This is a genomic window from Labrys miyagiensis (assembly GCF_030160835.1).
Lineage (GTDB): Bacteria > Pseudomonadota > Alphaproteobacteria > Rhizobiales > Labraceae > Labrys > Labrys miyagiensis.
This window is the reverse complement of the sequence record NZ_BSPC01000051.1, coordinates 43,587-69,233: the sequence shown is the minus strand read 5'-3', so window position 1 is coordinate 69,233 and position 25,647 is coordinate 43,587. Positions and strand designations below refer to the sequence as shown.

28 protein-coding genes and 5 pseudogenes are annotated in these 25,647 nt (G+C 57.4%); 14 read left to right on the top strand and 19 right to left on the bottom strand.

Annotated elements, in window-relative coordinates; translation table 11 throughout:
• On the bottom strand, positions 1-327 hold a 327-nt coding region (locus tag QQL24_RS22840; protein WP_284314595.1), incomplete at its 3' end, for an esterase/lipase family protein.
• Between the two features lie 214 nt (positions 328-541).
• Between QQL24_RS22840 and QQL24_RS22835 the strand changes: the two genes are divergently transcribed.
• Positions 542-1,504, top strand: coding sequence for an AraC family transcriptional regulator (locus tag QQL24_RS22835; RefSeq protein ID WP_284314594.1), 963 nt, complete (start codon positions 542-544; stop codon positions 1,502-1,504).
• Between the two features lie 279 nt (positions 1,505-1,783).
• On the opposite strand, the gene QQL24_RS22830 is transcribed toward QQL24_RS22835, so the two are convergent.
• The 6 genes from QQL24_RS22830 to QQL24_RS22805 all read right to left on the bottom strand — a co-directional run bounded on the left by QQL24_RS22830 (position 1,784) and on the right by QQL24_RS22805 (position 7,700).
• Positions 1,784-2,287: an OsmC family protein gene (locus QQL24_RS22830; protein WP_284314593.1), complete on the bottom strand. Its 504-nt coding sequence runs from the start codon at positions 2,285-2,287 to the stop codon at positions 1,784-1,786.
• The gene (locus QQL24_RS22825; protein WP_284314592.1) at positions 2,274-3,146 is read right to left on the bottom strand and encodes a nucleotidyl transferase AbiEii/AbiGii toxin family protein; all 873 of its coding nucleotides are present in this window, start codon (positions 3,144-3,146) and stop codon (positions 2,274-2,276) included. Before QQL24_RS22825 ends, QQL24_RS22830 begins: the two co-directional genes overlap by 14 nt.
• Positions 3,139-3,786 (bottom strand): type IV toxin-antitoxin system AbiEi family antitoxin domain-containing protein, encoded by a 648-nt coding sequence (locus tag QQL24_RS22820; RefSeq protein ID WP_348536489.1) that lies wholly within the window; start codon positions 3,784-3,786, stop codon positions 3,139-3,141. The genes QQL24_RS22825 and QQL24_RS22820 overlap by 8 nt, the downstream gene beginning before the upstream one ends.
• 584 nt (positions 3,787-4,370) lie before the next feature.
• Complete coding sequence (locus QQL24_RS22815; protein ID WP_284314590.1) at positions 4,371-5,123, bottom strand: dienelactone hydrolase family protein; 753 nt, start codon at positions 5,121-5,123, stop codon at positions 4,371-4,373.
• Between the two features lie 536 nt (positions 5,124-5,659).
• Entirely contained in the window at positions 5,660-6,850 is a 1,191-nt protein-coding gene (locus QQL24_RS22810; RefSeq protein ID WP_284314589.1) for an IS91 family transposase, read from the bottom strand.
• A 4-nt stretch (positions 6,851-6,854) separates the two neighbouring features.
• The gene (locus tag QQL24_RS22805; RefSeq protein WP_284314588.1) at positions 6,855-7,700 is read right to left on the bottom strand and encodes a tyrosine-type recombinase/integrase; all 846 of its coding nucleotides are present in this window, start codon (positions 7,698-7,700) and stop codon (positions 6,855-6,857) included.
• Positions 7,701-8,266: 566 nt separating this feature from the next.
• Between QQL24_RS22805 and QQL24_RS22800 the strand changes: the two genes are divergently transcribed.
• The 4 genes and pseudogenes from QQL24_RS22800 to QQL24_RS22785 all read left to right on the top strand — a co-directional run.
• Entirely contained in the window at positions 8,267-8,953 is a 687-nt protein-coding gene (locus QQL24_RS22800) for a L,D-transpeptidase (RefSeq protein WP_284314587.1), read from the top strand.
• A 235-nt stretch (positions 8,954-9,188) separates the two neighbouring features.
• Positions 9,189-10,121 carry a ketopantoate reductase family protein gene (locus QQL24_RS22795; RefSeq protein WP_284314586.1) on the top strand — a complete coding sequence of 311 codons (933 nt, stop codon included), beginning with the start codon at positions 9,189-9,191 and terminating at the stop codon, positions 10,119-10,121.
• An 8-nt stretch (positions 10,122-10,129) separates the two neighbouring features.
• Positions 10,130-10,597 (top strand): annotated as a pseudogene (locus QQL24_RS22790) (class I SAM-dependent methyltransferase); the annotation flags it as partial.
• A gap of 39 nt (positions 10,598-10,636) precedes the next feature.
• A pseudogene (locus QQL24_RS22785) lies at positions 10,637-11,188 on the top strand (transposase family protein); the annotation flags it as partial.
• A 358-nt stretch (positions 11,189-11,546) separates the two neighbouring features.
• On the opposite strand, the gene QQL24_RS22780 reads toward QQL24_RS22785, so the two are convergent.
• From QQL24_RS22780 to QQL24_RS22770, 3 genes and pseudogenes are all read right to left on the bottom strand, one after another.
• A complete protein-coding gene (locus QQL24_RS22780) occupies positions 11,547-12,029 on the bottom strand; it encodes an RES family NAD+ phosphorylase (protein WP_284314585.1) in 483 nt (160 codons plus the stop codon).
• A complete protein-coding gene (locus QQL24_RS22775; protein ID WP_284314584.1) occupies positions 12,026-12,448 on the bottom strand; it encodes an antitoxin Xre/MbcA/ParS toxin-binding domain-containing protein in 423 nt (140 codons plus the stop codon). Before QQL24_RS22775 ends, QQL24_RS22780 begins: the two co-directional genes overlap by 4 nt.
• Before the next feature lie 302 nt (positions 12,449-12,750).
• Positions 12,751-13,485, bottom strand: a pseudogene (locus tag QQL24_RS22770) (glycogen/starch/alpha-glucan phosphorylase); the annotation flags it as partial.
• Between the two features lie 675 nt (positions 13,486-14,160).
• On the opposite strand from QQL24_RS22770, the gene QQL24_RS22765 reads away from it, so the two are divergent.
• The 5 genes and pseudogenes from QQL24_RS22765 to QQL24_RS22745 all read left to right on the top strand — a co-directional run.
• Positions 14,161-14,364, top strand: a complete 204-nt coding sequence (locus tag QQL24_RS22765) for a hypothetical protein (RefSeq protein ID WP_284314583.1) — start codon at positions 14,161-14,163, stop codon at positions 14,362-14,364.
• A gap of 198 nt (positions 14,365-14,562) precedes the next feature.
• Entirely contained in the window at positions 14,563-14,844 is a 282-nt protein-coding gene (locus QQL24_RS22760; RefSeq protein ID WP_284314582.1) for a hypothetical protein, read from the top strand.
• 158 nt (positions 14,845-15,002) lie between these two features.
• Positions 15,003-15,404 carry a response regulator gene (locus QQL24_RS22755; protein ID WP_284314581.1) on the top strand — a complete coding sequence of 134 codons (402 nt, stop codon included), beginning with the start codon at positions 15,003-15,005 and terminating at the stop codon, positions 15,402-15,404.
• Between the two features lie 16 nt (positions 15,405-15,420).
• Positions 15,421-15,681: a DUF1488 family protein gene (locus QQL24_RS22750; protein WP_284314580.1), complete on the top strand. Its 261-nt coding sequence runs from the start codon at positions 15,421-15,423 to the stop codon at positions 15,679-15,681.
• Positions 15,682-15,837: 156 nt separating this feature from the next.
• A pseudogene (locus QQL24_RS22745) lies at positions 15,838-16,124 on the top strand (IS6 family transposase); the annotation flags it as partial.
• Positions 16,125-16,263: 139 nt separating this feature from the next.
• Here QQL24_RS22745 and QQL24_RS22740 read toward each other — a convergent pair.
• Positions 16,264-16,380, bottom strand: a pseudogene (locus QQL24_RS22740) (IS3 family transposase); the annotation flags it as partial.
• A gap of 381 nt (positions 16,381-16,761) precedes the next feature.
• Between QQL24_RS22740 and QQL24_RS22735 the strand changes: the two are divergent.
• From QQL24_RS22735 to QQL24_RS22725, 3 genes are all read left to right on the top strand, one after another.
• Positions 16,762-16,971: a cold-shock protein gene (locus QQL24_RS22735; RefSeq protein ID WP_284314579.1), complete on the top strand. Its 210-nt coding sequence runs from the start codon at positions 16,762-16,764 to the stop codon at positions 16,969-16,971.
• A 118-nt stretch (positions 16,972-17,089) separates the two neighbouring features.
• A complete protein-coding gene (locus QQL24_RS22730; RefSeq protein WP_284314578.1) occupies positions 17,090-17,350 on the top strand; it encodes a hypothetical protein in 261 nt (86 codons plus the stop codon).
• A 49-nt stretch (positions 17,351-17,399) separates the two neighbouring features.
• On the top strand, positions 17,400-17,621 hold the full coding sequence (locus QQL24_RS22725) for a hypothetical protein (RefSeq protein ID WP_284314577.1): 222 nt from the start codon (positions 17,400-17,402) through the stop codon (positions 17,619-17,621).
• A gap of 462 nt (positions 17,622-18,083) precedes the next feature.
• On the opposite strand, the gene QQL24_RS22720 is transcribed toward QQL24_RS22725, so the two are convergent.
• From QQL24_RS22720 to QQL24_RS22705, 4 genes are all read right to left on the bottom strand, one after another.
• Positions 18,084-18,227, bottom strand: coding sequence for a tautomerase family protein (locus QQL24_RS22720; RefSeq protein WP_284314576.1), 144 nt, complete (start codon positions 18,225-18,227; stop codon positions 18,084-18,086).
• Positions 18,228-18,700: 473 nt separating this feature from the next.
• The gene (locus QQL24_RS22715) at positions 18,701-19,051 is read right to left on the bottom strand and encodes a YciI family protein (RefSeq protein ID WP_284314575.1); all 351 of its coding nucleotides are present in this window, start codon (positions 19,049-19,051) and stop codon (positions 18,701-18,703) included.
• Positions 19,052-19,709: 658 nt separating this feature from the next.
• The gene (locus tag QQL24_RS22710) at positions 19,710-20,705 is read right to left on the bottom strand and encodes a fatty acid desaturase (RefSeq protein ID WP_284314574.1); all 996 of its coding nucleotides are present in this window, start codon (positions 20,703-20,705) and stop codon (positions 19,710-19,712) included.
• 56 nt (positions 20,706-20,761) lie between these two features.
• Positions 20,762-21,157 carry a hypothetical protein gene (locus QQL24_RS22705; RefSeq protein ID WP_284314573.1) on the bottom strand — a complete coding sequence of 132 codons (396 nt, stop codon included), beginning with the start codon at positions 21,155-21,157 and terminating at the stop codon, positions 20,762-20,764.
• A 166-nt stretch (positions 21,158-21,323) separates the two neighbouring features.
• Between QQL24_RS22705 and rsgA the strand changes: the two genes are divergently transcribed.
• A complete protein-coding gene (gene rsgA, locus QQL24_RS22700; RefSeq protein WP_284314572.1) occupies positions 21,324-22,355 on the top strand; it encodes a ribosome small subunit-dependent GTPase A in 1,032 nt (343 codons plus the stop codon).
• A gap of 77 nt (positions 22,356-22,432) precedes the next feature.
• Here rsgA and QQL24_RS22695 read toward each other — a convergent pair whose 3' ends face one another.
• From QQL24_RS22695 to QQL24_RS22680, 4 genes are all read right to left on the bottom strand, one after another.
• Complete coding sequence (locus tag QQL24_RS22695) at positions 22,433-22,708, bottom strand: hypothetical protein (protein WP_284314571.1); 276 nt, start codon at positions 22,706-22,708, stop codon at positions 22,433-22,435.
• Between the two features lie 221 nt (positions 22,709-22,929).
• Positions 22,930-23,187, bottom strand: coding sequence for a hypothetical protein (locus QQL24_RS22690; RefSeq protein WP_284314570.1), 258 nt, complete (start codon positions 23,185-23,187; stop codon positions 22,930-22,932).
• 269 nt (positions 23,188-23,456) lie between these two features.
• Entirely contained in the window at positions 23,457-25,079 is a 1,623-nt protein-coding gene (groL, locus tag QQL24_RS22685) for a chaperonin GroEL (RefSeq protein WP_284314569.1), read from the bottom strand.
• 44 nt (positions 25,080-25,123) lie between these two features.
• Entirely contained in the window at positions 25,124-25,438 is a 315-nt protein-coding gene (locus QQL24_RS22680; protein WP_284314599.1) for a co-chaperone GroES, read from the bottom strand.
• Between the last annotated feature and the right edge of the window lie 209 nt (positions 25,439-25,647).

The following is a 25,647-nucleotide window of genomic DNA, read 5'->3' as shown; positions in this document are numbered from 1 at the left end:
GGGATCGTCACCTGCTTGCGTGATGACCACACCGCCCCATGAGTGGCCAACGAGAACAGTCTTGCCGTTCTGTTTCGCGAGCGCCTGTCTGGTGGCATCGACGTCCGCTGCGAGGGAGGTGAGCGGGTTTTCGACGAGCGTTACGTTGTAGCCCTTCTTCGTGAGGATATCGGCAACCGGCTTCCAACTCGTCTGGTCGACGAAAGCGCCATGGACGAGCACGATATTGTGAGCCGCTCCCTTGGGCAGTTGAGCCGATTGGGCGGGGGCGGCAACTGTTGCTCCGGCCATGACGACGGTGGCGACTGAGAGTAGAAGATTTCGCATTGATTGTTCCTGTTGAGATGACGGACGACGCGGGTCCGGGGGAATGGCAAGCGTGTCGGCAAAGTCGCGGTTCTTCCATCTGCCGATTTGCGAATGGTTTGCCGCGCGACCTGTTTGCTCGCCTTGAGATGACGTAGTACGTGGAACTCTCGGACGTTAGGCCTCAGTCGTCCGAATATTGTGTCTGATCGTCCGTCGTGTTAACATCGGGAGGATGGACATCCTCGCCCAAGTGCTCGATCGCGTCCGCCTCGGTGGGACTCTGCTCTTCCACTTCGAACTCGGCCATCCGTGGAATCTGGCATTGCCAGCGCGCCCCTACGCCTTGTTCCATTATCTCAGTCGTGGCTCAGCTACCCTCGCGCTCGAACAGGGACGAGAACTCCACATGACCGCGGGCGACTTTGTCGTCGTCACACGCGGCGAGCCTCACGTGATTTATTCGGATCGCCGGACGAAGCCGCTACCGATTCTGGACCTCGATCGACTGCCCGGACGTCTTGGCGTCGTTCGTCATGGAGGCAACGCGCAGCCGCTCTCGACGATGATCTGTGGCAATTTCACTGTGGAGCGGCCCTCGCGCGGCAGCGTGTTGGAATTACTGCCGCCCCTGCTTCTCCTGAAGCCGACGGAAGACGGCGGATGGCTCGAGGCGATTCTGCAGCGCATGGTGAGCGAGTCGGCGTTTGCGCGTCCCGGCCAAGACGTCGCACTTTCACGGCTGACAGAAGTGCTCTTCGTCGAGGTGTTGCGAAGCTGGATCAAGTCTCTCAATTCCGGAGAAGGCGGTTGGCTGGGGGCGATGGCGGACCCGCACATAGGACCGGCGCTTCAGTTGATTCACGAACGACCGGATCAGCCCTGGACCCTTGGCGACCTTGGGCACAGCGTGGGGCTCGGTCGCTCGGCGTTTTCGGCTCGCTTCACCAAGCTCGTTGGCCAGTCCATGTACCGTTATCTGATCGCGCGACGGATGTCGGAGGCTGCGTTTCTACTCGAAACAAGCGACGAGGGAATTGCACGAATTGCGACCCGTGTCGGCTACGAGACCGCGGCCGCGTTTTCGAAGCTGTTCCATCGACATCACGGCCTATCGCCTGGGCGTTACAGAGCAGTTCGCCGTTCTGACGGTGGCCGAAGACAAGAGGACATTCTCGAAGTAGAAGTCGCCGATTGAGACGGTCAGGCTGAAGGCCGTTCTGCAACGAGCGAGCATGATACGGCCGAATGCCGATTGATGCAGGCCGCTGTATCCGGCGGACCTCTTCACCGACCACTGGAAGACATTTGAGGCGAACGGCAGCTTACGGGATCGCCATCCAGGGAGCTAAATGTTGCAGATGGGGCGCAAACTAGCCCATAGATCTCTAGATCTGATCTGCCGCTCTGGGTGGGAAGGGAGCCTCAGCTCCCGTGAGGTTCCTTTGCGTCACCGAGCTGCGCCGGTGAAGTCGACTTACTCCACGCGGATGCGCGGCGGATTGCGCAGTGTCTGCAGGATGACACAATAGTTCTCGGTGGTCTGAATCATTCGCGCCAGCTTTGCCGGATCGGCGTCGCTATCTACCTCGAATCGCAACGTGATTTCAGTGAGCCCGACGGGAACGCTGCGGTCAACACCCAGGGTACCGCGCGCGTCCCACTTACCTTCGGCGATGACCTGACCGCTGCGGATTTTTACCCCTGATGCAGTGGCGACAGCGCGAAAGGTGACGCCAGCACAGGCCGCAACAGCCTCCAACAGCATGTCGGCCGAGCAGGCGAGCGAACCATCGCCGCCGGCGCTATGGGACGACCAGCCGCGACGGCCAGATGTGACGAGCAATGCCCAACGCAACACGGTTGAGCCGGTCCAGTCTAGTGACATCCTACAGAGGCCGCATTTTGAAGCCAGATCACCAGCGAGGCAGAGCCATGCGCCTGATTTTTGGTAGTCCTGCTTCTGATCAACCGTCCTCAAGATTTCTGGCCTCCTGGGCGCGGGGCAACAGAAAATCTGCAAGTGCTTCGACAACGTCCGAAAGCGTACCGGGATCTATCGCTACGTCTTGAATGAACGCCTTCCATTGCCGAACTTTCGTCGGATCGTTTGCAAATGCCGCCGTTAGCGCGTCCGGCCGATCCCTTGGAATTTCCGTCTTCCGCCGAGCGAAGGTAGCCTTGAACGCACGCGCGAGACGATCACCTTCGAACGCGTGCGTACGCCTCAGAACCCAGATGTCGTAGAAGTCCTTTAGCCGCGTGTTCGCTAACCCAAGGTAGACCATTGCCTGAAACTTCTCGGCAATGACCGCCTCTGGTGGATAGGCACGCAGCTTCGGAGCAGGCTGATCAAGTAAAGGTAAGAGCTCGATATCGTCGAGGCCAGGCTCCGTCGCATCACCATAGCCGATGTCGATAACTATCCGAATGCGAGCTCGGTCGAGCGACGCGTAACATTTGAGGCGCAGGCCGCTGTAATCGGAATCGTCTCGGAGGGTATCGACTACAAGACTATTCGCATCAAAGACAACGCCGTCGTCCGCTTTGATCGAACAGATATTGGCGAAAATACGAAGGGTGAGTTGGGGATCGCTCTCACCGAAACCGAGCAGGTCGAGATCTCGCGTCGGCCGATGCGGATCGTCGAGCCAATGCCGCAAAAGCACCGCCCCTTTCAATACGAACCGATCCCTATAGTCACTGATGCTGAGGCGATAGAGCAGCCTCTCGAGAGCGTACTGAGTGAGAAGCAGCTCGAGTGGTTCGTTGCGCTGCTTTGATAGGTTGAAGAGCCGAGCGCGAACCGATGCCGCAACATTCCGGACAGGCTTAGGCATTGGCAACAAGCGTCTCCAGGCGCGGCTGCACGATTTGCTCCCAGACGCCGGCATTGGCGGCAAATTTGGCGATCTCGGCCGGCGTCGCTTTACGAAGGCGTAGCGCGTCCCTCATCGCCTGGGTGGCGTGGGTGAAGCCTGCCGTCGAAGCGTAAAGCGCCTCTTGACGTTTGCCACTCTTGAACAGATCAACGATGGTTTTGGCCGGCGAGTAGATTTTCACAACGACGTCCTCAATCACATGCTGCTCGACGCCGCTCTCAAACTCCTTTTCCCCGAGGCGCACTATTTGTATGCGTGGCTGCGCAATTTCGGGTCTCCAGACCCGCGGGCCTATGGCCATCCACACATAGGGAGGGATGCGATCTGTCAGCTCATGGAACGCAAGTGCCGAGTCGTAACAGACGATACCATGAGGCACGAGCTTGGCGGCCACGGCGAGTGAGTGGTTGCCGTCCAGCGGTGCATCGGGAAGCTGGTAAAGGCCCCGACTAAGCTGGTTGAGGGCGCCCTTTTGTTCCATTCGGGCAATCGTCACCGACGTGACACCCTCCTTGAGAAATTCGGACAGCCGCATCATGCCACGTTCCTGTAGGAGCGAGACGGCACGATCTTCCTGACGCTGCGGTTTCGATTGCATGGCACTCGTCTGATACAAATCCTTGCAAATGTCAAGGCTACTCGCAAGGTTATGTATCATCACAGTCAATACAATTAACGCATCGTGCCCAACGCTTTGGTAGCAGCGGCGAGAACATTACCCGGCACAAGAAAAGCACATTCCTCGGCCGAAAGCCCAACTGTCGCTTGGCAGTTAATTGTGAGAATGTCTCGCCAATGATTTCAAAGGGTTGCGTCAACACTTAATTTGAGAATGAACAGTTAATTCGATAATGAGACATGGATTCTGTCACTTAATCTGAGAATCAGGTTTTCGATATTTGTTCCCCCGAACGGGCTATGAGCGACCTTATCCCTGCCGATATTGACGAGCGAGAACATCATAAGCCCAGTCAATCGGTCGAGAACCTCCTTGCAGACGCAGTCAATTTGAGAATCCCATCCTCGAAATTCTCATAATAAATGCCAGGCACAAGCCAAACCGGCGCATTCCTACAATTAACTGCCAAGCAACATGAGGTATCGGCAGAGGTATGTGCAATGGCCGACAAGGTGAAGGGCGCAAAGGGGACGCCTCTAGGAATCGGTCAGCGCTGTTCCGGTTCAGCACGAGAGTGTCCGCTGAAACATCGCGAGCATCCAGCCGATCGACTGGATAAATAACGCAGGATCGTAACGCGGCCCCTCGTCGCGTAGAAACGCGTGGGCGGCATTTACTTCGTGCCATTCATATCGAGCGCCCACCTCCTCGAGGCGTGCGCGAATAATCTGACGTCCGGCGAATGGGACGTGCGGATCCTGGCGGCCCCACACGAACAAGGTCTCGGCCCGGAGTTCATTCATGCGCGCGAGACTGTCATCCGCTTTCCCGGCGCCGAGCGTCCCGGAATGGATATCAGTCGCATAGAAACACGCCGCCGCGGAGACGGATGGATTGAGGGCGGCGCGATAAGCCAAGTGTCCGCCGAGGCATACTCCCATCGTGGCGAGCCGTCCGGTGCACGCGGCATTGCTAGAAAGGGCAGCGAGACCAAGCTTAGCGTCGGCGTCGAAAGCGGCGACGGTCTTGGTCGTCTTGAGCGCGTTGCCGCGATCGGTGCCCGTTTGATCGTAGCGTAGTATCGTGCCAGGCGATTCATATTCGTGATAAACTTCCGGAATAGCGACGAGATAGCCTTGGCCAGCCACCATCGCGGCCAATCTGCGGATCGGGTCCGTCACTTGGTAGATCTCCGAGAAGAACAGCACGCCAGGGAAACGGCCCGGACCTGCTGGCCGAACGACGTGCAATCGCATCACCCCGCCATCCGGGGTCTGGATATCTTCGATCTCATTGCTTTGAATAATCACCGGCACGCCTCGTCCGCGGGTATTTCGGATCGACTCGAAGTTTAGCACTTATGAGCGCGATTGGGTGGGCGATGGAAGGACTGGGTGTGTCGGCGCTGGCGTAGCAGCGTCTGCTCGAGCGTAAGGCTAACAGGCCGATGCGACGCGTTAGTCAGCAACTTTCCGACAGTTTTGCGTCGTCACTTGGCCTGGCATTATATGTCCGCTTTCGAGAACAGTCGCGTTGGCAAGAACGGCTGCAAAGGTGAAGGGTTTCGGGTGCCGTGAGGCGTACGAAAGCCTCTCATGCAGGAACCCGCGGGCCACAGTCGATGGCTATGGGGATTTCGATTTGCGGCTGATGTCGGCGATGGCGCGACCGCTGGAGGCAAGCGCCGCGATGGACGCGGACAGACTGCTTCGTTGAGCCTCCACGCGGTGTTGTCGGCCCGTCGCGCGGCCGGTCGCGGCCCCTTCGGCGTCGGTTGACACCATAGAGACGCGTGGGTTTGTTGCCGGAGGCTGAGTGTCTGCGGCTGGAGGCTGGATCATACCATGCCGGGTCATGGATAATTCTCCCGGTTGGTCGCCGTTGCGTCCGGCGGTCCGCGCGGCTGCCTCCACTGCTCGAAAACCTCGATGACGATCATGCGTCCACCGCAGCAGGGGCATGGCGGGCGGACGTCTGGTTCGCCCGGGGTGTCGTCATCGGACGGTGCTGCGACGTCCAGGAGTTCGCGGGCGAGCGCGAGGCTGGCCTTGCGCGCGGAGGCCGCGAGCAGACCGTAATGCCGGATGCGATGGAAGCCGCTCGGCAGGACATGGAGCAGGAAGCGGCGGATGAACTCGGGGGTGGCAAGCGTCATGACCTGCTGCCGGTCGGCGCCGTCGCGGCGATAGTCCTTGTAGCGGAAGGTGACGCCGCTCTCATCGAACTTGATGAGGCGCCTGTTCGAGATCGCGACCCGGTGGGTGTAGCGGGACAGGTAGGCGAGCACTGCTTCCGGCCCGGCGAAGGGCGCTTTGGCGTAAACCACCCAACGCGTCTTCCGGACGGGAGCAAGATGGCGCAGGAATGCCCGCCGCTCGGTGAGGTGCGCCTGCGGCCCAAAGAAGGCGAGCCGACCAGCCTCGTGTAGCGCGACCAGCCGGGTGAGGAACAGCCGGCGGAACACCTTGCCGAGAACCCTCACCGGCAGCAGGAAGGCCGGGCGCGACGATATCCATCGGCTTCCGTCCGGCGCGATGCCGCCACCGGGCACGATCATGTGCACGTGCGGATGGTGGGTTATCGCCGACCCCCAGGTGTGGAGCACGGCGGTGATGCCGATGCGCGCGCCGAGGTGCCTGGGATCGGCCGCGATGGTCAGCATCGTCTCCGATGCCGCCTTGAACAGCAGGTCGTAGACGAGCGCCTTGTTGTGGAAGGCGATGTCGGCGACGTCGGCCGGCAGCGTGAACACGACGTGGAAATATCCGACCGGCAGCAGGTCGGTCTCGCGCTCGGCAAGCCACGTCCGCGCCGCCGCGCCCTGGCACTTCGGACAGTGCCGGTTGCGGCAGGAGTTGTAGGCGATCCGCCACTGGCCGCAGTCCTCGCACGCCTCGACGTGACCGCCGAGCGATGCGGTGCGGCAGTGCTCAATCGCTGACATGACCTTAAGCTGGGTGAGGCTCAAGCGTCCGGCATGGGCGATCCGGTATGCAGGACCGGCAGCACGGAAAATGTCAGCGATCTCCAGTTCCGCCCGCACCTGCTCACTCAGGCGGCGTCTTGTCCCCCATCAGCGCCATCAGCCGGTCGAGTGGCCCGGCGACTGCGTGGATCGTCCGGGTCGAGACCTTGGTGTAGAGCGCGGTCGTATCGAGTTTGCTGTGCCCGAGCAGCACCTGGATGACGCGGATGTCGACGTCCTGTTCGAGCAGGTGCGTGGCGAAGCTGTGCCGCAGCGTGTGCGGGCTGACGCGCTTGCGGATGCCTGCGACTTCGGCGGCCTCCTGAACCGCGCGGTGCAGTTGACGCGCCGAGATCGGGTCGGTGCAACTGCGCCCCGGGAACAGCCAGCCATGCGGGAGCATCACCCCGCGCCGCTTGCCCTCACGCCACCACAGCCGCAGCAGTTCGAGAAGCTGAGGCGAGAGCATCGCGTTGCGATCCCTGCGTCCCTTGCCCTGTTCGACGCGGAGCAGCATGCGTGTCGAGTCGACATCATCGACCTTGAGGTGTGCGACCTCGGACACGCGCAGGCCCGCGCCGTAGGCGACACCGAGCGCGGCCTTGTACTTGATTCCCGGTGCCGCTTCGAGCAGCCGCGCCGCTTCCTCGACGCTCAGAACCTCGGGCAGCTTGCGAGGATGCCGGATGATTACCAGCGCACGCGCCAGATCCCGCCGCTTCAACGTCACCAGGAACAGAAACCGCAACGCCGAGACCGCCCCGTTGATGGTCGCAGGGCCAACGCCGTTCTCATGCTGATGCAGTTGGAAGTGTCGGATGTCCTCGGGCGTCGCTGTGTCGGGCGAGCGGCCAAGGAACGCGGCGAAGCGCCGAACGTGACGAACATAGTCCTGCTGGGTATGGGAGCCCAGGCCCCGCATGAGCATGTCTTACTGCATGCGCTCGCGCAGGGGCGAGACGGATGTATCAGTCGACAGAGTAGCCATGGCGAGTTCCTCTCGTTGAAGGGAACTCCATGGTCGGGTCGGCCGCCGCCGCCCGCTCAAAGGTTGTGAATACTACGCCACCTCAGCGCCAGGCGACACTCCCGCGAAGCGGGTTCGTGCACGGGCCGCAAAGCAGCCACCCTGCGACGTCCTCATTTGAGCGACAGCAACTGGTCTATTTCGGCGCATTAAAGGCCACAGGCTTGGAACGTGAGTCATTAAGTTCCAAACCACGTCGAACTTGAGAGGCCGCAGCTCTGTGACGCATTTGGCGTCCTGCCGCCACCCTCTTAGTCCGGATCCAAAGTGAGGTTCGGTTACAACCTTTGACGATTTATTTCTTTTGTAATTCCATTCAGTGATGTGACAGCGGTTGGAACCTGGCCAAATTGCCCGTCGACCGTCCGGCAGATTAAGCTTGACTCTGGTTTGTTGGAGCGGAGAGGAGGTCGGCGATATAACATCGCTTCACCCCCTTGCCGCCTCGGTCAGATTTAAAGGTCGTTATGCTCCGTTATTCCCGTCGGGTGTTCCTTCTCGGAAGTCCTTTGGTGTTGGCGGGATGCGTAACCTCACGCGCCCCTTCGTTCGGCCTCTTCGGCGACCGTTCAAGCATAGGCAGCTACAATTACCGCATCATCTACGCGGGTGGAGTGGACAACGGCAACGCCTTTCCACCCATAGACTTCAGCCAGATTGACCCGCAATTCTACCGCAGGGAAGTGTCTGATCCTACAGGCGAATTGCCCGGAACGATCGTTGTCGATCCAGACAACCATTTTCTGTATCACGTCCATGAAGCAGGCGTGGCAACTCGGTATGGGGTCGGTGTCGGTCGCGAAGGTTTTGCCTGGCACGGCAAAGCGGTTATCAAGCGCAAGGCCGAATGGCCTCGATGGACGCCGCCATCGGAAATGACCAAGCGAGATTCGGAAGCAGCCAAGTACGCGGGTGGAATGCCGGGAGGTCTTGGCAATCCCCTCGGCGCTCGGGCGATGTATCTGTATCAAGGCGACCACGACACTCTCTATCGCCTCCATGGAACGAATGACCCCTCCTCGATCGGAAAATCAATGTCCAGCGGCTGCATCCGGTTGCTTAACCAGGACATTATGGCGCTGTATAATAATACTCCGGTCGGGGTGAGAGTTGTTGTCCTGCCCTCCCGCGGAGGTGAAGGAGGGTCAATCTGAACTTCAATTTCCGCTACTGGCCCGCGCATCACGGCATCGGTCAGCGGCGCCTAGGCTCATCCGCCCGGTTTTCTGCGGCCGAATTAGCGCAACGGCCGCTCTGGAGTGCTCAAGGCAATAAGGAGGACGTCCCCGGGCGCTTTCGACCCCAATTAAGAACATGCAGAGATTGTGCCTTCAACCCTGAGCTGTGCCCGTGCTACCATTGCAGTGCGATTGGCTTGGCGGTATCGTCATGCGCATTGCGATGATGGGTTCGGGGGCCATTGGTGGCTGCATTGGCGCGCGGCTCGCCGAAGCCAGATTGGATGTCAGCTTCATCGCGCGTGGCAACCATCTCAAGGCGATGCGCGAGAACGGGCTGTCCCCCGCTAGCCCCCTGGGCGATTTCATCCTTCTCAAGGTGAATGCGAGCGACAGCGCTGAGGATATCGGTCCCGTCGACGTGGTGGTGTTCGCGGTCAAGACGTATGACAGTGGGAAAGCCGCTGCGTCGCTCGGACCGCTCTTGAAGCCGAGCACACGTGTCGTGACGCTGCAGAACGGCATCGACAGCGTCGAGACACTCGGACGCCATGTTCCATCGGAGCAGGTTATCGGCGGAGTAACCTACCTCTCCGCCTTTGTCGCGAGGCCAGGCGCCATAGTCCATATGGGCGGCCTGCCGCAGGTTCTCGTCGGAGGGCATGGCGACCCTCTTATCAGGGCATTCGAACAGATCGCAGCAAGTGCCAAGGGCATCGGTCTGCGCTCGATCGAGGATATCGACAACGTGCTGTGGGAAAAGTTCGTGACACTCTCGGCCTTCTCGGGTGGAACAGCCTTGATGAGGTCGGGTGTCGGACCAATCTACGCGGACCCAGAAGCACGGACTTTCATCGAACAGCTACGTGACGAGGGCATGCTTGTCGCGGCCGCAGCCGACCATCCGATGCCTGAGGGCTTTGTGGATCGCGTGCGCGGGCGCTGGGAAGTGCTGCCGCCAGAGACGAAATCCTCCATGGCCAACGACCTCGATCGCGGAAAGCCGATCGAGGTCGCCTGGCTCTCCGGTCGTATGCACGAACTTGGAGTGAGGCTCGGCGTCCCTACGCCGGGACATACGGCCGTGTACCGCGCCTTGCATTTGTATGCACTTGGATCGGGGAAGTCGCTCTCGCTATCCTAGGAGAGGCCATGGTGACGGAAAAACGGTATGAGGTCGGAGCAACGGTGGACGAGGCCGCGCAGGCCATGTTCAACCGGCAGCTTGCAACGTATCGAAAGATCACGCGCGAGAACCTCATGTATCACCGTGAGGTCTACGACATCTTGCGCGGGATTCTGATCGCCGAGGCGCCGGTTCCATTCAGGTTCCTGGATGTAGCATGCGGAGATGCCAGCGCATCCGCGGCGATGCTGCAGGGTACCGCGATCGCCCATTACCATGGGATAGACCTGTCCGCTCTCTCGCTCGAAATCGCGATGGAGACGCTGAGGTCGCTGCCCTGTCCAGTCGAACTCCATTGTCGCGATTTCGCCGAGGCGCTCGGCAATTGGGCCGCGCGGGTCGACATCGTCTGGATCGGAATGTCGCTGCATCATCTGCAGTCGGCTGGAAAGCGACGGCTCATGGAGGATGCCCGCTCGGCGCTGGGTGAGCCCGGCATCTTCCTCATTTGGGAGCCAACTTACCTCGAAGGCGAGGGCCGCGTCGAACGGGCGAACGGCACCTTGCAGGATCGACTGGTCAAAGAGATGCGGCTGGCTGGGATATCGACCATGGAAGCCGGCAACGCTTTCCTGCCCACCTTCATGGAGGACTATAATAAGCGTTTCGCAAAATTGCCTTTCAATGACAAAGACTTGCACCGCCCGCTTGCCGAGCATGACGACATCGAGGATGCCTTTGCCTGGAAGGAGGAGCGGACCGTCTCGTTCAATCTGACGCTGCAATACGACAAGGTACTGTTCATGCTCGAGCCCAACGAGATCACCAGGCCCCTCGCCCGCCAGCGCGTCATGATATTCGACTATCCGGATGGCCGCTTCGCCATCAAATACAAAGGCCGCTCCCTCCCCTACAAAACCTTCGACAAGTTGCAGCAGGTCGACCAGGCAGCGATCGTCGAGAACAAGCGTCTGGGTCCAATCCTGGCGATGATTGCCGAGCAGCAGAAGCAGATGGACATGTCGCGCAGCAACAAAGCACGGCGGCGGCGGGGACAAAGGACGAGCCTGTTCAAGGTCGGTTGAGCCGCGCCGGTGGATAGTCGCAGCGCGGCTGCGCAACCCCAACCAACTGCGCCGCGCTGCTTGAGCCTCATAGGGTGAAGTCGCGACTGACATCCAGGGTGCTCGAAGTGACATTTCTAACGGGGACAAAAAAGGACTTTTCTATCGAGCTAAGACACCAGAGGATCCTGCAGCTCCGCCGCAGCGGCCGCTACCAACTAACGAGTCTGATCCAGAGCGGACATATTGCCCGCCCAGGAGCATTTTGTGGGTCGGAGAGAGGAACGTGGCCTGGTCTAATAACATGCCGCACTCCCGGCCTTGAGATAAGGAACTGCACAGGGTTGGCGGAAGCTTGGCGCTCAAAACAACCAAGCTCTCATATCCCGTATAAACGAGAATCCCAGTATACTGGCTCATGTAGGCTGGCGCTGACGTGCTTAAACTCAGCGTGCGCCGGATTAACGAGGAAATTCATATCGCGGCGAGCTACTACGCTAGGAACTATTGCCACAAGGCTGCGCTTCTCACGGCACCACTTTTCACCGTACGCCTTGCTAGATTTGGCGATAGGTCTATCCCAGCCTGGCAATGTTGCAACAGGGAAAACTTCATAGCTCAGCCCGCTAGGAATAGTGACGGTCACGCAATGCTGATTAAGAGGCATCCTTCCACTGCCATGGAGCAATTTCTCAAGCAGCGCGGTTGAATAGTGCTCACTGGTATAAATCATGGGGCTACGGGACGTATTCCAACGCCCGGGCGCGATCGTCGAGCCCGTAGCATCGAAAACCGGATAAGCTCCATTTGGGTCGCCGATGCGGTAGCACGTCAGGATGCGGTCGAGTATCTGCGCAGTCACGCGGCGGTGCCGTATTTAAGTCGGCCCAGGATGTCCATGACCAGATCAGCACCGATCTCGCTCTTCATCACTACGTCAATGGGTAACTTGTCGTTGATCATTGGATGAGCGCGGAATAGGAAGTCGCGCGCCTCGTCCTTGCTCCCCCAGGCGTCAACAGCCGCCGTGTAAACCTTCGCCACACGCGCCAGCTTGGTTCCTTCGTCAAGCGATAGCTTGTGTGCTGCCTTACGGCGCGACCATGTCGCACGTGGCACAAACCGGTATTTAAATTGGGTATCACCCGGTGCCAAGAATCCGGTAATTCGGTCGAGCGTGGCAAACGGAAGGCCACCCTCGATTTGCTCGATGAGGCCAATGGGTGAGGTAACTTGCTTGGGGGATAGGCCAAGAACCTCGGCAGTAGTGAGAGCGGGCATCACAAATTTCCTATTCATATGAGGCAATATATAGCCTCACGCGAGGCAAACGACAAGGCCCTTAAGTGCAGTGACAACCATAACTGACGTTCTGCGAATCCGGTGTCATCGACCGACGTCGGGCCTTCATATGTAAATCGGCGCCAAAGGTTGACCCCTAACGGCGCGACCATAGTCGGCTGAAAAAGCACGATAATTTGGAATTTGAGGGGGTCTCGATCGGCACCGATCCTGTCCCCATCCATCATAGAATTTTGCACATAATATCAATAGGTTAACGTTAGGCCCACGGGGGTTAATCCTTAAAGCCGATTTACAACTTGGTCCGCCGTCAAGCCAAAAAGGAAGAAGTTCTCCTCTCCGGCCGCCTCCGCCATCTCGATCGTCGCACCATCGTGGGTGCCGATTGTCAGCGCTCCATTCATCATGAACTTCATGTTGCTCGTCCCGCTCGCCTCGTAGCCTGCGGTCGAGATCTGGTTGGAAACGTCCGTTGCGGGGATCAACCGCTCGGCGAGCGACACGCAATAGTCTGGCAAGAATACGACCTTGAGCCGGCCCTTTAACGCGGGATCGCCGTTCACCGTCCCGGCAAGATTGTTGAGAAACTTGATGATGAGCTTGGCCAGTTGATAGGCCGGTGCAGCCTTGCCGGCGAAAAAGAAGGTGCGCGGCGCGACTGCTAGGTTCGGATTTTCCCGTAGCCGATTGTAGAGTGCAACCACTCGCAGGGCGTTCAACAGCTGGCGCTTATATTCGTGAATGCCCTTGATCTGGCAGTCGAAGATCGAGTCTGGATCGACATTCACATCGGCTGTCGATCGCAGCCAATCGCAGAAACGTCCCTTGGCTGTCCGCTTTGCCTGGCGGACAGCATCACGAAAGCCTTCGTCGTCGGCAAGCGGGCGCAGCTTTGTCAGGTCAGCGAGATCAGCAATCCACCCTTCGCCGAGAGCCCCGGTGATGGTCTTCGCCAGCGCCGGATTTGCTAGCAGGAGCCAGCGACGCGGCGTTACGCCGTTGGTCTGATTGTTGAAGCGGGCATTGTAAACTTAAGCTTCTTGTTGAGAAATTCGGCAATTAAAGTTCACGCGGCAAGCCTCGTTCGGGGCATATTCGATCGCTTCGAAGCTGGATTCGGAAAGAATAGTGCTCCGATCGATCTGTCCGTCGATTTAGTTGACAATGCCCCAGCCTGGCCTGATCACGGTGACGGTAAGGCTGACGATAACAGGCACGCCGAGTTTGTCAGATTCTACATTTTGCACGTTCATCGTGAATGAGTGAGGCGCAGTTGAGAGCCGAGCTCAACAGCCTCGTGCCGGGCTCCACCGCGAAGCGCCGGTTTTGAACTCTTAATCAGCGGCACTGTCGGAGTCCGCGCTCGGCAGCCGGTACGCAATTTGGCACTCGAATCATTTGAATGATAGAAATAATCGAGATAAGTCTTTCGAGATCTTTGGGAAAAGGAGCTTCATCTTTCATGATTTGGAGGCAGAATTTTCAATTAATTATTTTACTAATTAGTTATGGCTATTTAGAATAAAAGGAGTACAATGCGAAAATTACAGAATTATTATTTGATGCATTGTGAATGCATTGATTTTTGAGGCTTTGGATGGATGTTTTTCTGTCCGTGAATTTTAAAATGCCGATTTTCGGCATAGTATTTTCTGTCGAGTGTTCAACATTGAACACGTCGGGACACACCAATGAAACAGCATAAATTCAAGCTCGGCGAGCATGTCTCGCTGCAGAGCGAGCATCGCGATATGGCGGATGGCACTGGCTACGAAGTGACCCGCCTCCTGCCCGAGGCATCGCCCGAACCACAATACCGCATCAAGCGTAGCATCGAGATTCACGAGCGCGTTGCTGGTGAGCACCTGCTCCACAGTATCGAGCGGGTGAAATGATACAGGCGCGCGCTTCCCCTTTGCCCGACGATGGGGCTGCGAACGCGATCGCACGATCGGGAATCGACGAGGGCCAGGCCATGACTGCCGCCTTGACGAGGCGCGATGCCGATTGGGCGCCAGCGCATGCGGCCATCCGTGGAAGCGTGGTTTGCGACCGCTTGCGGGAAAATCATACGATCACCGGGGAGAGATGGGATGACCATTCGTACGTCGCAGTCAACGGTAACATTCGCCAGGTCCTTCCAGATCGATGGCATGGACGAGAGCCAGCCTCCGGGCGACTATCGGGTCGATATGGACGAGGAACTGCTCGAGGGCTTGTCGTTTCTCGCCTATCGGCGTGTCGCGGCTCTCATTCATCTGCCGGCGATTTCCAGGCCGCAGAATCGGATCCAGGTCGTGCGCGTCGCTCCAGCCGAATTCGATGCCATGATCCAATTCGATATGGCCGCGGCAAACCGGATGAAATCGTCCTGACGCCCGCCGAAGGGGTAGCGCTGCCCAACCATAGGGCTTCAGCCGGCTCAGTTGCGGATTCCATGGATGCAAGAGCTCCAAGTCTGCCCCGGCAGCCTCTGTCGAGGCCGGCCAGCACCATTGTCTCCAGAATTGCCAGTCAAGACGATGGCGGCGGGATGCTCTCGCTGACCTCGGCCTTGATCCTGCTCGTCGAATGCGATCTGCCATCGCTGGTGATCTGCGCGAACGAACTGCTCGATGAAGGATATGAAGTCATCGAGTGCGATAGTGCCGGCGTGGCTATGAACATGCTCAACAGCCGTCGCGATTTCGATGTAATGATTGCCGATATCGACCTGGACCATGCGCCAGGAGGGCTGGCTCTTGTACGCTATGTGACCAGTCATCTTCCCGGCATGAAGATTCTGATCCACTCCGCCCGCATCGATGCTCAGGCCGAGTCGGAAGTCGCCGACGGTAGCTTTCTGCTGAAACCCTATCCGACCGGTGCTCTTGTTCGCGAGGTGCAGCGTCTGCTGACGTCGCCGCCGACATGTGGACGAGACCCTGTTTCTTGATCGAAGGATCCGAGCGATGATCAGCTTTCCAAATACCAGCAGAAACTACCAGGTATCAAAGCAAAGCGTCTGTTTCTGGGGATATGACTCTGCGTTCGAGGTATCCTTTTTTGTCGGCCGTGACATGCTGGAACGTATCGCCGAGCGCCCCAGTACAAGTGAAGCCGATCTTCTGCAGATCTTTGATACAAACCGACCGCAAATCCAGAAAGTCGCAGCAAAGGCTTATTCCCCCCGGCGCGGAAACTATTATCCGCTGGAGCCGAAGGATTTCTGAGCGCCTCACACATCGGCATGTTGAAGCCGTCCGCGATATTCCAGCGGAGAGGCTTCGATGCCAGGTATTGCCGCTGCGCACCCCTCGAGCAAAGCGTGTCTAAGCGTAAACGCTGGCATTGTCACGTAAACGTCTGGGCGGTGGTAAGGTAGAGGGATGACGTCCATTTCCTACGCCCGCCATGGTTTTCCGCCCGCGGTAATTCAGCATGCCGTCTGGCTGTATCTTCGCTTTTGCCTGAGCTACCGCGACATCGAGGATCTCCTGGCGGAGCGCGGGCTCGACATTTCCTATGAGACTGTCCGTCGCTGGGGCGCCAAGTTCGGGCCGCGGTTTGCTCGGGAACTGCGTCGACGACGACCGCGCCCAAGCGGCCGCTGGCACCTGGACGAGATGCCCTGAGCATTGCGGGCAAGCGGGTCTGGCTCTGGCGGGCTGTCGAACGTCACCTCATCTCGCGCAAATCCCTGAAGTCATTGCGCGCCGCAGCCATGAACGAATGGCGCAGTTCGACTGCCGCGCACGTCTAAATGGCGGGTTTCACGACCCTTTTGCAGACGTGGATGGACAACGTGACAACGCCTCATGAACCTCTATCGACCGGATCGCCTCCGCCGCCGATTTACCCTGCGCCGTCAGTACCTCGACTTGCCGGAGCTTGGCGACGATCTCCTCTGCCTTGTGTCTCTTGCGAGCCATTTCGTGGTCCTCCTTCTCGTCCGAAGACATAATCAATAGTGGACCAGTTCAAGGGGCTCAGGCCACCGAAGGAAGTGCGGCTTGTCGCGCCCACTGGCTTGGGCGGCAAAGACGGCTGGGACGAGAGGCCGATCGAGCTCCTCGATGAGTGGGTGTTGAGAACGACAGGTTAATTGTCCGTCTCTACGTCTGCGAAATAGAAAAGTTAGGCCTCGCCATGAACACATTTGCAGTCTATAAGTCTCGCTATCGATCTTGTTGCCGAACTTTTTCCGCGCCATCGGCGCGTTGATGATCTTCCTCTTCAAAAATCGATCTTAGACGGTTGCCGAGACTTTTCGCGGCAAGCGATCACTTATGACTGATTGAAAGGAAATCGTCATGAATATTGGAACGGTAAAGTTCTTCAACACTTCAAAGGGCTTCGGCTTCATTCAACCCGACGACGGCGGCACGGATGTGTTCGTTCACATCTCTGCAGTTGAGCGTGCCGGCATGCATACCATCGTGGAAGGCCAGAAGCTCTCCTTCGATGTCGTCAGGGACAATCGCAACGGAAAGAATGCAGCCGAAAACCTTCAGGTTGCCTAAGACTTTGGCGCCTTCGGTCTTTGACCACGGATGTACTGGCACTGGCCATTGAGACGCCTATGAAGAGGTCGGGTTCGCCCGGCCTTTTTTGTTTTGTCCCTAACGAGAGGATTTCTGAATGAGGACCCCCGATTTCAGCGGCCCGGCAGAAGTGTATGTGCAGGTACCCAGATCACTGCGGTCGATGCGAGGTCGGACGCCCCAGAAATATCATCGATTCGAAAGCCTCGCGCTTGCCGTGCAATTTGCGGTCGAGAAAGCGGACACCGAATTAACTTCGGTCATCATCGATACCGAAGATGGCGAATTCACCGGGCCTAGGCTTCAGTCACTCTATGACGACGTCGGCTACCCGCTGAGAAGAGAAGGCGAACGGTGACGCGGCATCGAAGCTCACCGTTCGAGGAACCTATCAAGAAGGAGTCAAAATGAACGATCAGGCATTCAAGGTCGGAGATATAGTGTTGCATTCCGCAATCCCCTGGCAGCGCGATGAGGGCGCATACGAAATTGTTCGCCTCATGCCGGCGGATAATCCCGAGCCGACATACCGGCTCCGCAATGTTGCCGACAGCCGGGAAAGAATAGCGCGGCAGCACGAGCTTCGTCGGCAGGATGGCGAAATCACAACAAAAGCCGCAACCTTATAAGTAGCTCCTGAGAATCATCGGGCGCCCCTCTAAAGATTGGCTATCACCCAGCCATTTCATGAACTTGCAACTCCCTGGCTCTCCTAAGCCGCCTGGCGGGCATTCGAAGTGGGCGTGTAGCAACAGGCGGTTGACGTGGCCAGCACCCGACTGCGCCATACCAGCAAAATTGCCCTTCAGGCGCTCGCGACGACGCTGAATTAGCAATTCCCCCGACACTGTTAACTTAATCGACAACGACACCAATCTGAGCAATTATCTTGCTGATCCCAGCGTTCAAACGGACGAGAATGCACGAAGGAGACGTTTCGGGTGAACCGAGATTACCCTCTCTCTGAGCGAGATGGCTTAAGTTGACAGTGCCTGCCCGCTGCGTTTTGGGCGGGCGCAGCGGGCGAGTTGCGGCCCGATGGCGGCGTGGCGCAATGCCGACCAAGCCGCTTTCCGGGATGCATCTACTCATCAGGCGGCTTTTTTGCCCGAGGCAAGCGCCTTCACCGCTTCAGTGGTTAGCGGCTGACCGCCAATGCCCCATTCGCCGCTCGTAACTTCTGAAATATTCACCCAGGTTACGCCGCGCATATTCTCGCCTTCGATGCTGACCATTGCATCTGTGATGCTTCTCGATCATCTGCATCTTCTGCACGGCATCGAAAACGTTCTCGATCAGATGAACTTCAATGAGGGGCATAGTTCATTCTCCTTTTGATGTTGGGCGGGTATGGGGCCGGCGCGACGCTTGCCGCATTCGGTCGGCTCTCCGATAATGCCTCGTCGCTGGTGGGGGCGTGGAAGCCGGCGTGGAATCGGTCGTGGAATCGGCATCGCCTGACGATATGACCTTTGCACAAATCTAAGCCCGAGCCAGTTCACCCACCCGTCGCGATGCCACTGGTCGCTGCTGCAACCAAGTCGCACGAAATTAGGATCGAAGTGCAAGATCTAGCGCCGCTGGATTATTCATTTTCGTCCCGCCCCACAATTCCTCATGCTCCCATTGCCTGATAGGCCAGGGCGCAGCCGCTCGCTCAATCATAGCCGAAGAGCTCGATGGCGATTGATCAGCGACTGCGTGATAGTCAAGCGAATTCCAAGGTTTCGCGCACCACGATCGTGCCAATACCAGCCATTGGAATATCTCCGGCAATCGCGACGGCTTCGTCCATTCCGTTCGCTTCGACAACGATGAAGCCGACCAATTGCTCCTTGGTCTCTGTGAATGGGCCATCGATGACCAGTGTCTTTTTCTGGCGCCGACGCACCACCTTGCTCTCACGTTCGGAATGCAGAGCGTGGGCAAGCACTAAATGTCCAAGGCGCTCAAGTTCCCGATCATAGGCTAAAGAGTCGGCGTCCAATGTCTTTTGTCCCGCCGGCCCCAACGCCTTAAAGGCATCGTCCTCAGCATAGACCAAACACACATACTGCATTGTCAGCTCCATTCTCGTTGTGGCCTGCCGACGCTGAGGTCCTGCGCAGGCGCGGCATCAGGCGCCGCACGCGCACATTCGCGGTGCGGCAATCGAAGGACGGGCTGCCCGCTGCACTTGCGACATTTTTGCAGAGGCACGGTGAGAAATTTTTTGGTTTTTCAGTCACTGGCGTTTTGCAGAAGGTGAACTGTGGTTCGGAAGAAGACATGCCGCTGACGGAGTTGGTCAGCTCCTCGGCGCCCCATACCTGCTGTAGAGGCGACCGAAACCGATTTGTAAGGGCAGTTATCGGAGCGAGCGGGTGAGAAGGCTCGTTGCCCGAGGGCCGGCTCTCGTCTCCGCTGAAGCACCGGCTAGATACCAGCGTACGCACAGCAGGATCACTGACCGGTCGAATTGGCGGCCCTTGAACATCGAAACTCTCCACTGAAACAGAGGAGATTTATGTCACGGCCGACATTGATGGAAAGTTTGCGTCAGAGCCGCCAGTTGTCCTGCGAGGGCGTTATCGGGGGAAAGAAATGCACCCTTCCCTACCCCACAATGCAACGCCGATTTCACGCCCCTGCCTGCGATCGGGACGACTGAAATAGAGCTGCCTGTCAGCTTTTTGGGCGCAATGGTGAGCAAGCGGACATTTGGTTTACCGGCTAACCTATGCTCCGCCTGTTTGCGGATTACGCTCACGTCGGAGTTCTCGAAAAGAAATAAGGCGGCCTTGTTCTTCGTCCCAAAGGGCGAGGCTTGTGCACTTAAGACTTTGGAGAAACGTCAGCGTACCTATGCCCGCAAGTTCCGGGTGGTCGTTCACGACCTGCCGTAGGCGATAGAACGGAATGCGGCTGTTTAGATGATGAACGTGATGAACTCCGATATTTCCCGTGAACCAGGCGAATAAAGGCGGCAATTCGTAGTGCGAGCTTCCGTACAAAGCTGCTTCATGGACCTTCCAAGTTTCCTGATGAACCCAACGCGTGTTTTCGAACTGGTGCTGGACGTAGAAGAACCACATAGCGATCGAAGCTGCGATCAACACTATCGGTATCTGGACGAGAAGAAACGCCTCGAAGCCCACGAGCTCCGCCATCAGGGCAATGAGTACCGCAATCGCGAAATTCGTTCCCATCGTACTGATCCATGGCTGACTGCCAACGCCCATAAGACCGCACGGCAGGCGGTGCCGAATTAGGAAAAGAAAAGCTGGGATAAGACAGAACATGACGACCGGCGATCGATAGCTGCGGTATCGGAGGCGGCCGGCAGCAGGCATTGCAAGATATTCGTTCACTGTGCGGGTATCAATATCGCCGATGCCGCGCTGCTCGAGATTCCCGACGCCTGCATGATGTATCGCATGGGTGCGGCGCCAGAAGGCGTAGGGTGTTAGCGTCACCACGCCTAGAACTCTTCCCACCCAGTCGTTGGTTGAACGACTGCGGAAGAAAGCGCCGTGGCCGCAATCATGCTGAATCATGAAAAGGCGCATGAGGAAGCAGGAAGCAGGCACCGTCAACAACAAGCTCAGCCAATATCCCACGTAAAGCGCCGCCCAGGTCAGTGTCCAAAGCATCACGAATGCCAGCCCGGTTATCGCCAGCTCAAAGACACTGCGTAAGGGTTTGACCTCGCGATATGGGCTGAGTTTTTGCACAAGGCCTTTGAGGCTTTGGTCCAGGTCTGCGTTGTCCAGCGGAAAATACCTTGATTTTAGGTCGGTAAGAATGACCGCCTAATGGAAAAAACTTGATCCGACCTCGGTGCTGCGACCTGTGTCACCACGTCGACTGCACCGAGCGCGAGGACGATATCAAACAGATGTTCGAATATCTCCTGGCCTCCTGCATTCTCTTCGTTGTCTTCTATATTCAGGAAAACGGCGTAGCGCTCCGCGGCATTGCGTTCTGAGGCCTGCACCAATCCGGTTAACTCGCCGACCTTCTCGATCAAAGCTAAAGTCAACGCGGTGAGCCTGCCGATTTCGTCATTTTCATTATTCGAACGTACCCACTTTCGGTTCAATACGCGATTAAATTCGAAAATGATGCCGCACTGGAATATCTTGGATGAACGATTAAAGCTTTCACGCGTCAGTTCAGCGAGCAATGAAGAAAAAAATCAGAGATGTATCGCCCCACAGATAATTTAGTGATAGATAAGTTGACTTTCTAGATCTTGGAATAAATTTAATTATCTAAGCTATTTCAGGAAACAGTGTTCTCACAAAAGGAAAACCAACGGTGCGCCTGATAATAATGATCGCGAAAAAGCTTTGAATGTCTCTACCGAACCCGAATGCCCAACCACGCTGGAAGCGCTCGGATGGTCCAGCTTTTTTGGTGATCAAATCGAACCTTTAGAGGCCGGTCTCTTGCCGGTCCGTATCAGCGCCATTCACCGGGCGCGTCTCTCGGCCATATCACAGGGTGGTCAAGTTGCGCTGAAGCTTCCGGTTCACGTCAGCACCCGCGATTTCGCCGTTGGCGATTGGGTGCTCGCGGACCCGCGCACCGATCTTTTCAACCGCCGACTGACCCGCAAGTCAGTGGTTGCCCGCCGCTTTAACGGCGCCAAAGTTCAATTCGCCGCCGCCAATATCGATGTCCTGTTTATTGTCACTTCATGCAATGCCGATTTCAGCGTCGCTCGGCTGGAACGCTATTTGACGCTCGCGATCGAGACAGGCGCTTCTCCTGTCGTTGTGTTGACCAAAGCCGACACGGTGGAAGATCCTGGCTCCTATCTCAGGCGTGCGGAGGCGCTGCAACGTCGAGTTCCTGTGGTGACCTTGGACTGCCGCTCTAAAGACGTCCGAGCATCGTTGGAGCGATGGTGCGGCTTAGGACAAACTGCGGCGCTAGTCGGTTCGTCGGGTGTTGGCAAATCGACATTGGTGAATAGCTTGATAGACCCTTTGCTGGATCAGCTTCAGCAGACGGGCGCCGTTCGTTCTCACGATGACAAGGGACGTCACACCACAACGTCTCGCTCCCTTCATGCGGTGGCTGGCGGGGGCTGGATAATTGACACGCCGGGCATGCGGTCGCTTCAAGTCAGTGGCGCGGCATTTGGCCTTGAAAGCTTGTTTGCCGAAATCACCGAGCTTGGTCCCTTTTGTCGATACGGTAACTGCAGCCACACCCACGAACCTGGCTGTGCGGTGCTAACCGCGGTCAGGGAGGGCAAACTTGATCCGGCACGTGTTGCGCGATGGCGCAAACTTGTTGCGGAAAACAATCAAGCGCCAGGCCCCGATGCGTCGAATCCCAGTCGTGCCGCGGGTAAGTGGCGAAACAGGCGCTGAACGTTGAACTCATTGGTTGGGCTGCCTGTGTCACAAGCAGGACTCATTGTTCGGTAAACTGGCTCAAAAAGCAGCGGTCAGTGGCACGTGTCACTTACTACGTAGTTCAACCCTTCATTCGTGACGCCGAAGGCGATTTGGTCGCTGGCGATGCCATGGAGGCACCCGCTTCCAACGCAGCCAAGCATCGAGCCGCCTTCGCAGTCGCTGCGGGCGACTTCATCGGCGCTATCGCATTTGCTCGAACGGGCGATCCCCAGTTCGGTGATTTCGATGACGCGATCATCCTTGGAAAGTACGGAGAGACTCCTGAGTCCGTAGCGTTCCTCGAATGAGCCACGAAACGAGGTCATGACATTCCCCGACAAAACATCGGACTTGCAGCCGGACCAACTCAATTTGCTGCGACGCTTTACACGAGGCCGGCGGTGGAGTTTTTCTCTAAGACCATCCTCGCCAAACTCAAGGCGATGGGGCTTATCGAGGAGCAAGAGGGGCGACCTGTAGCGTTCGCGAGGAGAAGGGCCCTCATGGCAGGCGAAATTATAAACTCTCAAGCTGACAAAAGGTAATTTTACCGCGCGTCGAAGGCGATCATAGCATCAAATTCTGTGGGTCTCATCGTCACACTTTGGGTGGAGTTCTGCGGGGCAGAGATCTTTGGCAAATGGATGAGCGCCGCCACCCGGCGGTAGGCAAGGAAGGAAATACCCTCGATCCTTTCTTCATCGATATCGACCCGGTATTCGCCCGCCGGCTGTCGGTCTGCAAAGCCCTCAAGCAGGAATGGCTTGGCGAAGATAACGGTGATGTGTGAGGTGCGAATATTCATTCTGATCATCCTTGCGCTTCGAGAATTCCTTGTGCGGCGCAGTGCTCTCACCGAACTCAAAAATCCCGCGCTATCGATCTGACCATAGAGCGATTTACTTTCAGATCGAATCACCAGGAATCGCAAAATGCTTTTGATACCAGTGAGTTAATTTCGAAATTCGCTCCTACCTGAACGCATTTTGCTCCAGACTTGCCGAGCGCGATACGATGGAGATTGCGAAGGCTCCATCGCGCCGAACTTCAAAGGAAAGCCGCTAACTTGTCAGGTCAGTATCCCATGCCACCCGGCGACATGGCCGGGGCGTCATTTTGCGGTGTTGTGGCAATCATTGCCTCGGTAGTGATCAGCAACGAAGCAACTGAGCCCGCGTCTTGAAGGGCCGTCCGGACTACCTTTGCGGGATCTATAATCCCAGCCTCGATCATGTTCACGTAAGCCTCGGCCTGAGCGTCGAAGCCGGCATTGGGATCCTTCGCTTCGAGCAACTTGCCGACAACCATCGCGCTCTCTACGCCAGAGTTATCAATAATTTGGCGGATAGGCGCTTCAAGCGCGCGCAGTACGATCGATATGCCTGCCCTCACATCGGCATTCTCAGAAGTGAGGCTCGACAATGCTGCCTTCGCCCGCAGCAGTGCCACGCCGCCGCCCGGAACGATACCCTCTTGAACAGCCGCTCGCGTCGCATTCAGGGCGTCGTCGATGCGATCCTTCTTTTCCTTGACCTCGACCTCGGTGGCACCGCCTACCCGGATAACCGCGACGCCACCCGCAAGCTTGGCGAGGCGCTCCTGCAGCTTTTCCTTGTCGTAGTCCGAGGTTGTCTCCTCGATCTGCGCCTTTAATTGCAGAACCCGTGCTTCGATGTCCTTCTTCTCGCCAGCGCCGTCGATGACCGTGGTCGTGTCCTTGTCGATACGCACTCGCTTGGCCCTGCCGAGCATGTCTATGGTGACATTTTCGAGCTTGATGCCGAGATCCTCGGAAATTACCTGGCCCGCAGTCAGCGTGGCGATATCTTCCAGCATGGCCTTGCGGTGGTCACCGAACCCGGGCGCCTTAACGGCGGCGACCTTCAGGCCGCCGCGAAGCTTGTTGACGACAAGCGTAGCAAGAGCCTCGCCCTCGACGTCTTCGGAAACAATCACGAGAGGCTTGCCGGTCTGAACTACCGCTTCCAGCAGCGGCAGCAACGCCTGCAGACCGGTAAGTTTCTTCTCATGGATCAGGAGATAGACATCCTCCAATTCGACCGACATCTTCTCGGCATTAGTAATGAAATAGGGGGAGAGATAGCCGCGATCGAACTGCATGCCTTCGACAACATCGAGCTCAGTTTCAGCACTCTTGGCTTCCTCAACCGTGATAACGCCTTCGTTACCGACCTTCTGCATCGCCTTGGCAATCATCTCCCCGATCGTCTTGTCGCCGTTGGCCGCAATGGTGCCAACCTGAGCGATCTCTTCGGAGGACTGGACTTTCTTGGCCCGCGCCTTGATGTCCTTGACCACCGCGATCACCGCCATGTCGACGCCACGCTTGAGATCCATGGGGTTCATGCCGGCGGCTACAAATTTTGCGCCCTCGCGGATGATGGAGGCAGCCAAAATGGTTGCAGTGGTAGTGCCGTCACCGGCCAGCTCATTGGTCTTGGAAGCGACTTCGCGCACCATCTGCGCGCCCATGTTCTCGAACTTATCGACGAGCTCGATTTCCTTTGCGACGGTAACACCGTCCTTGGTGATACGCGGCGCGCCATAGGAGCGATCAATAATCACGTTGCGGCCCTTCGGGCCGAGGGTCACTTTTACGGTATTGTTGAGGATCTCGACACCTCGAAGCATGCTGTCGCGGGCTTCGGTGGCGAATTTGACGTCTTTAGCGGCCATGATGTGGCTCCAATGTCTTTCGCGAGGTTACGGCGAAATCGAACTCAGGCTGCCTTCTTGACGGCCTTGGTCTTGTGGACAACGCCCATGATGTCACTCTCTTTCATGATCAAAAGGTCCTGACCGTCGATCTTGATTTCGGTACCGGACCACTTGCCGAAGAGCACGATGTCGCCGACCTTCAGGTCGATCTGAATGTGCTTTCCGCTCTCGTCGCGACCCCCGGGCCCAACTGCAACCACTTCGCCCTCTTGCGGCTTTTCCTTCGCGGTGTCGGGAATAATGATTCCACCCTTGGATCTGTCTTCGCCTTCGAGGCGCTTGATCGCGACGCGGTCGTGCAGAGGTCGAAATGTCATGTGAAGGGCGCCTTTCAGGCTGGGCACGCTTGGGTGCATGTCAACTCTATGTGGGGACGCTGGCACTCAATTGATAGGAGTGCTAAAGGATATTCCCCCTAAGAGGAAAGTCGTTTCGGTGACGCCTCCTGTCGTTTCGCAATTTTTCTCGGTTTTATCGAACAATGTTGCCATTCGCCTCTGAATATTAGGGTGCACCAACATTTGCG

Excerpts from the sequence above, each read along its gene's own strand:
- QQL24_RS22835 (WP_284314594.1), top strand. The coding sequence starts at position 542 with ATGGACATCCTCGCCCAAGTGCTCGATCGCGTCCGCCTCGGTGGGACT.
- QQL24_RS22825 (WP_284314592.1), bottom strand. The coding sequence starts at position 3,146 with ATGCCTAAGCCTGTCCGGAATGTTGCGGCATCGGTTCGCGCTCGGCTC.
- QQL24_RS22820 (WP_348536489.1), bottom strand. The coding sequence starts at position 3,786 with ATGCAATCGAAACCGCAGCGTCAGGAAGATCGTGCCGTCTCGCTCCTA.
- QQL24_RS22805 (WP_284314588.1), bottom strand. The coding sequence starts at position 7,700 with ATGCTCATGCGGGGCCTGGGCTCCCATACCCAGCAGGACTATGTTCGT.
- QQL24_RS22800 (WP_284314587.1), top strand. The coding sequence starts at position 8,267 with ATGCTCCGTTATTCCCGTCGGGTGTTCCTTCTCGGAAGTCCTTTGGTG.
- QQL24_RS22795 (WP_284314586.1), top strand. The coding sequence starts at position 9,189 with ATGCGCATTGCGATGATGGGTTCGGGGGCCATTGGTGGCTGCATTGGC.
- QQL24_RS22775 (WP_284314584.1), bottom strand. The coding sequence starts at position 12,448 with ATGCCCGCTCTCACTACTGCCGAGGTTCTTGGCCTATCCCCCAAGCAA.
- QQL24_RS22765 (WP_284314583.1), top strand. The coding sequence starts at position 14,161 with ATGAAACAGCATAAATTCAAGCTCGGCGAGCATGTCTCGCTGCAGAGC.
- QQL24_RS22760 (WP_284314582.1), top strand. The coding sequence starts at position 14,563 with ATGACCATTCGTACGTCGCAGTCAACGGTAACATTCGCCAGGTCCTTC.
- QQL24_RS22755 (WP_284314581.1), top strand. The coding sequence starts at position 15,003 with ATGCTCTCGCTGACCTCGGCCTTGATCCTGCTCGTCGAATGCGATCTG.
- QQL24_RS22750 (WP_284314580.1), top strand. The coding sequence starts at position 15,421 with ATGATCAGCTTTCCAAATACCAGCAGAAACTACCAGGTATCAAAGCAA.
- QQL24_RS22735 (WP_284314579.1), top strand. The coding sequence starts at position 16,762 with ATGAATATTGGAACGGTAAAGTTCTTCAACACTTCAAAGGGCTTCGGC.
- QQL24_RS22730 (WP_284314578.1), top strand. The coding sequence starts at position 17,090 with ATGAGGACCCCCGATTTCAGCGGCCCGGCAGAAGTGTATGTGCAGGTA.
- QQL24_RS22725 (WP_284314577.1), top strand. The coding sequence starts at position 17,400 with ATGAACGATCAGGCATTCAAGGTCGGAGATATAGTGTTGCATTCCGCA.
- QQL24_RS22720 (WP_284314576.1), bottom strand. The coding sequence starts at position 18,227 with ATGGTCAGCATCGAAGGCGAGAATATGCGCGGCGTAACCTGGGTGAAT.
- QQL24_RS22715 (WP_284314575.1), bottom strand. The coding sequence starts at position 19,051 with ATGCAGTATGTGTGTTTGGTCTATGCTGAGGACGATGCCTTTAAGGCG.
- QQL24_RS22695 (WP_284314571.1), bottom strand. The coding sequence starts at position 22,708 with ATGACCTCGTTTCGTGGCTCATTCGAGGAACGCTACGGACTCAGGAGT.
- QQL24_RS22690 (WP_284314570.1), bottom strand. The coding sequence starts at position 23,187 with ATGAATATTCGCACCTCACACATCACCGTTATCTTCGCCAAGCCATTC.
- groL (WP_284314569.1), bottom strand. The coding sequence starts at position 25,079 with ATGGCCGCTAAAGACGTCAAATTCGCCACCGAAGCCCGCGACAGCATG.
- QQL24_RS22680 (WP_284314599.1), bottom strand. The coding sequence starts at position 25,438 with ATGACATTTCGACCTCTGCACGACCGCGTCGCGATCAAGCGCCTCGAA.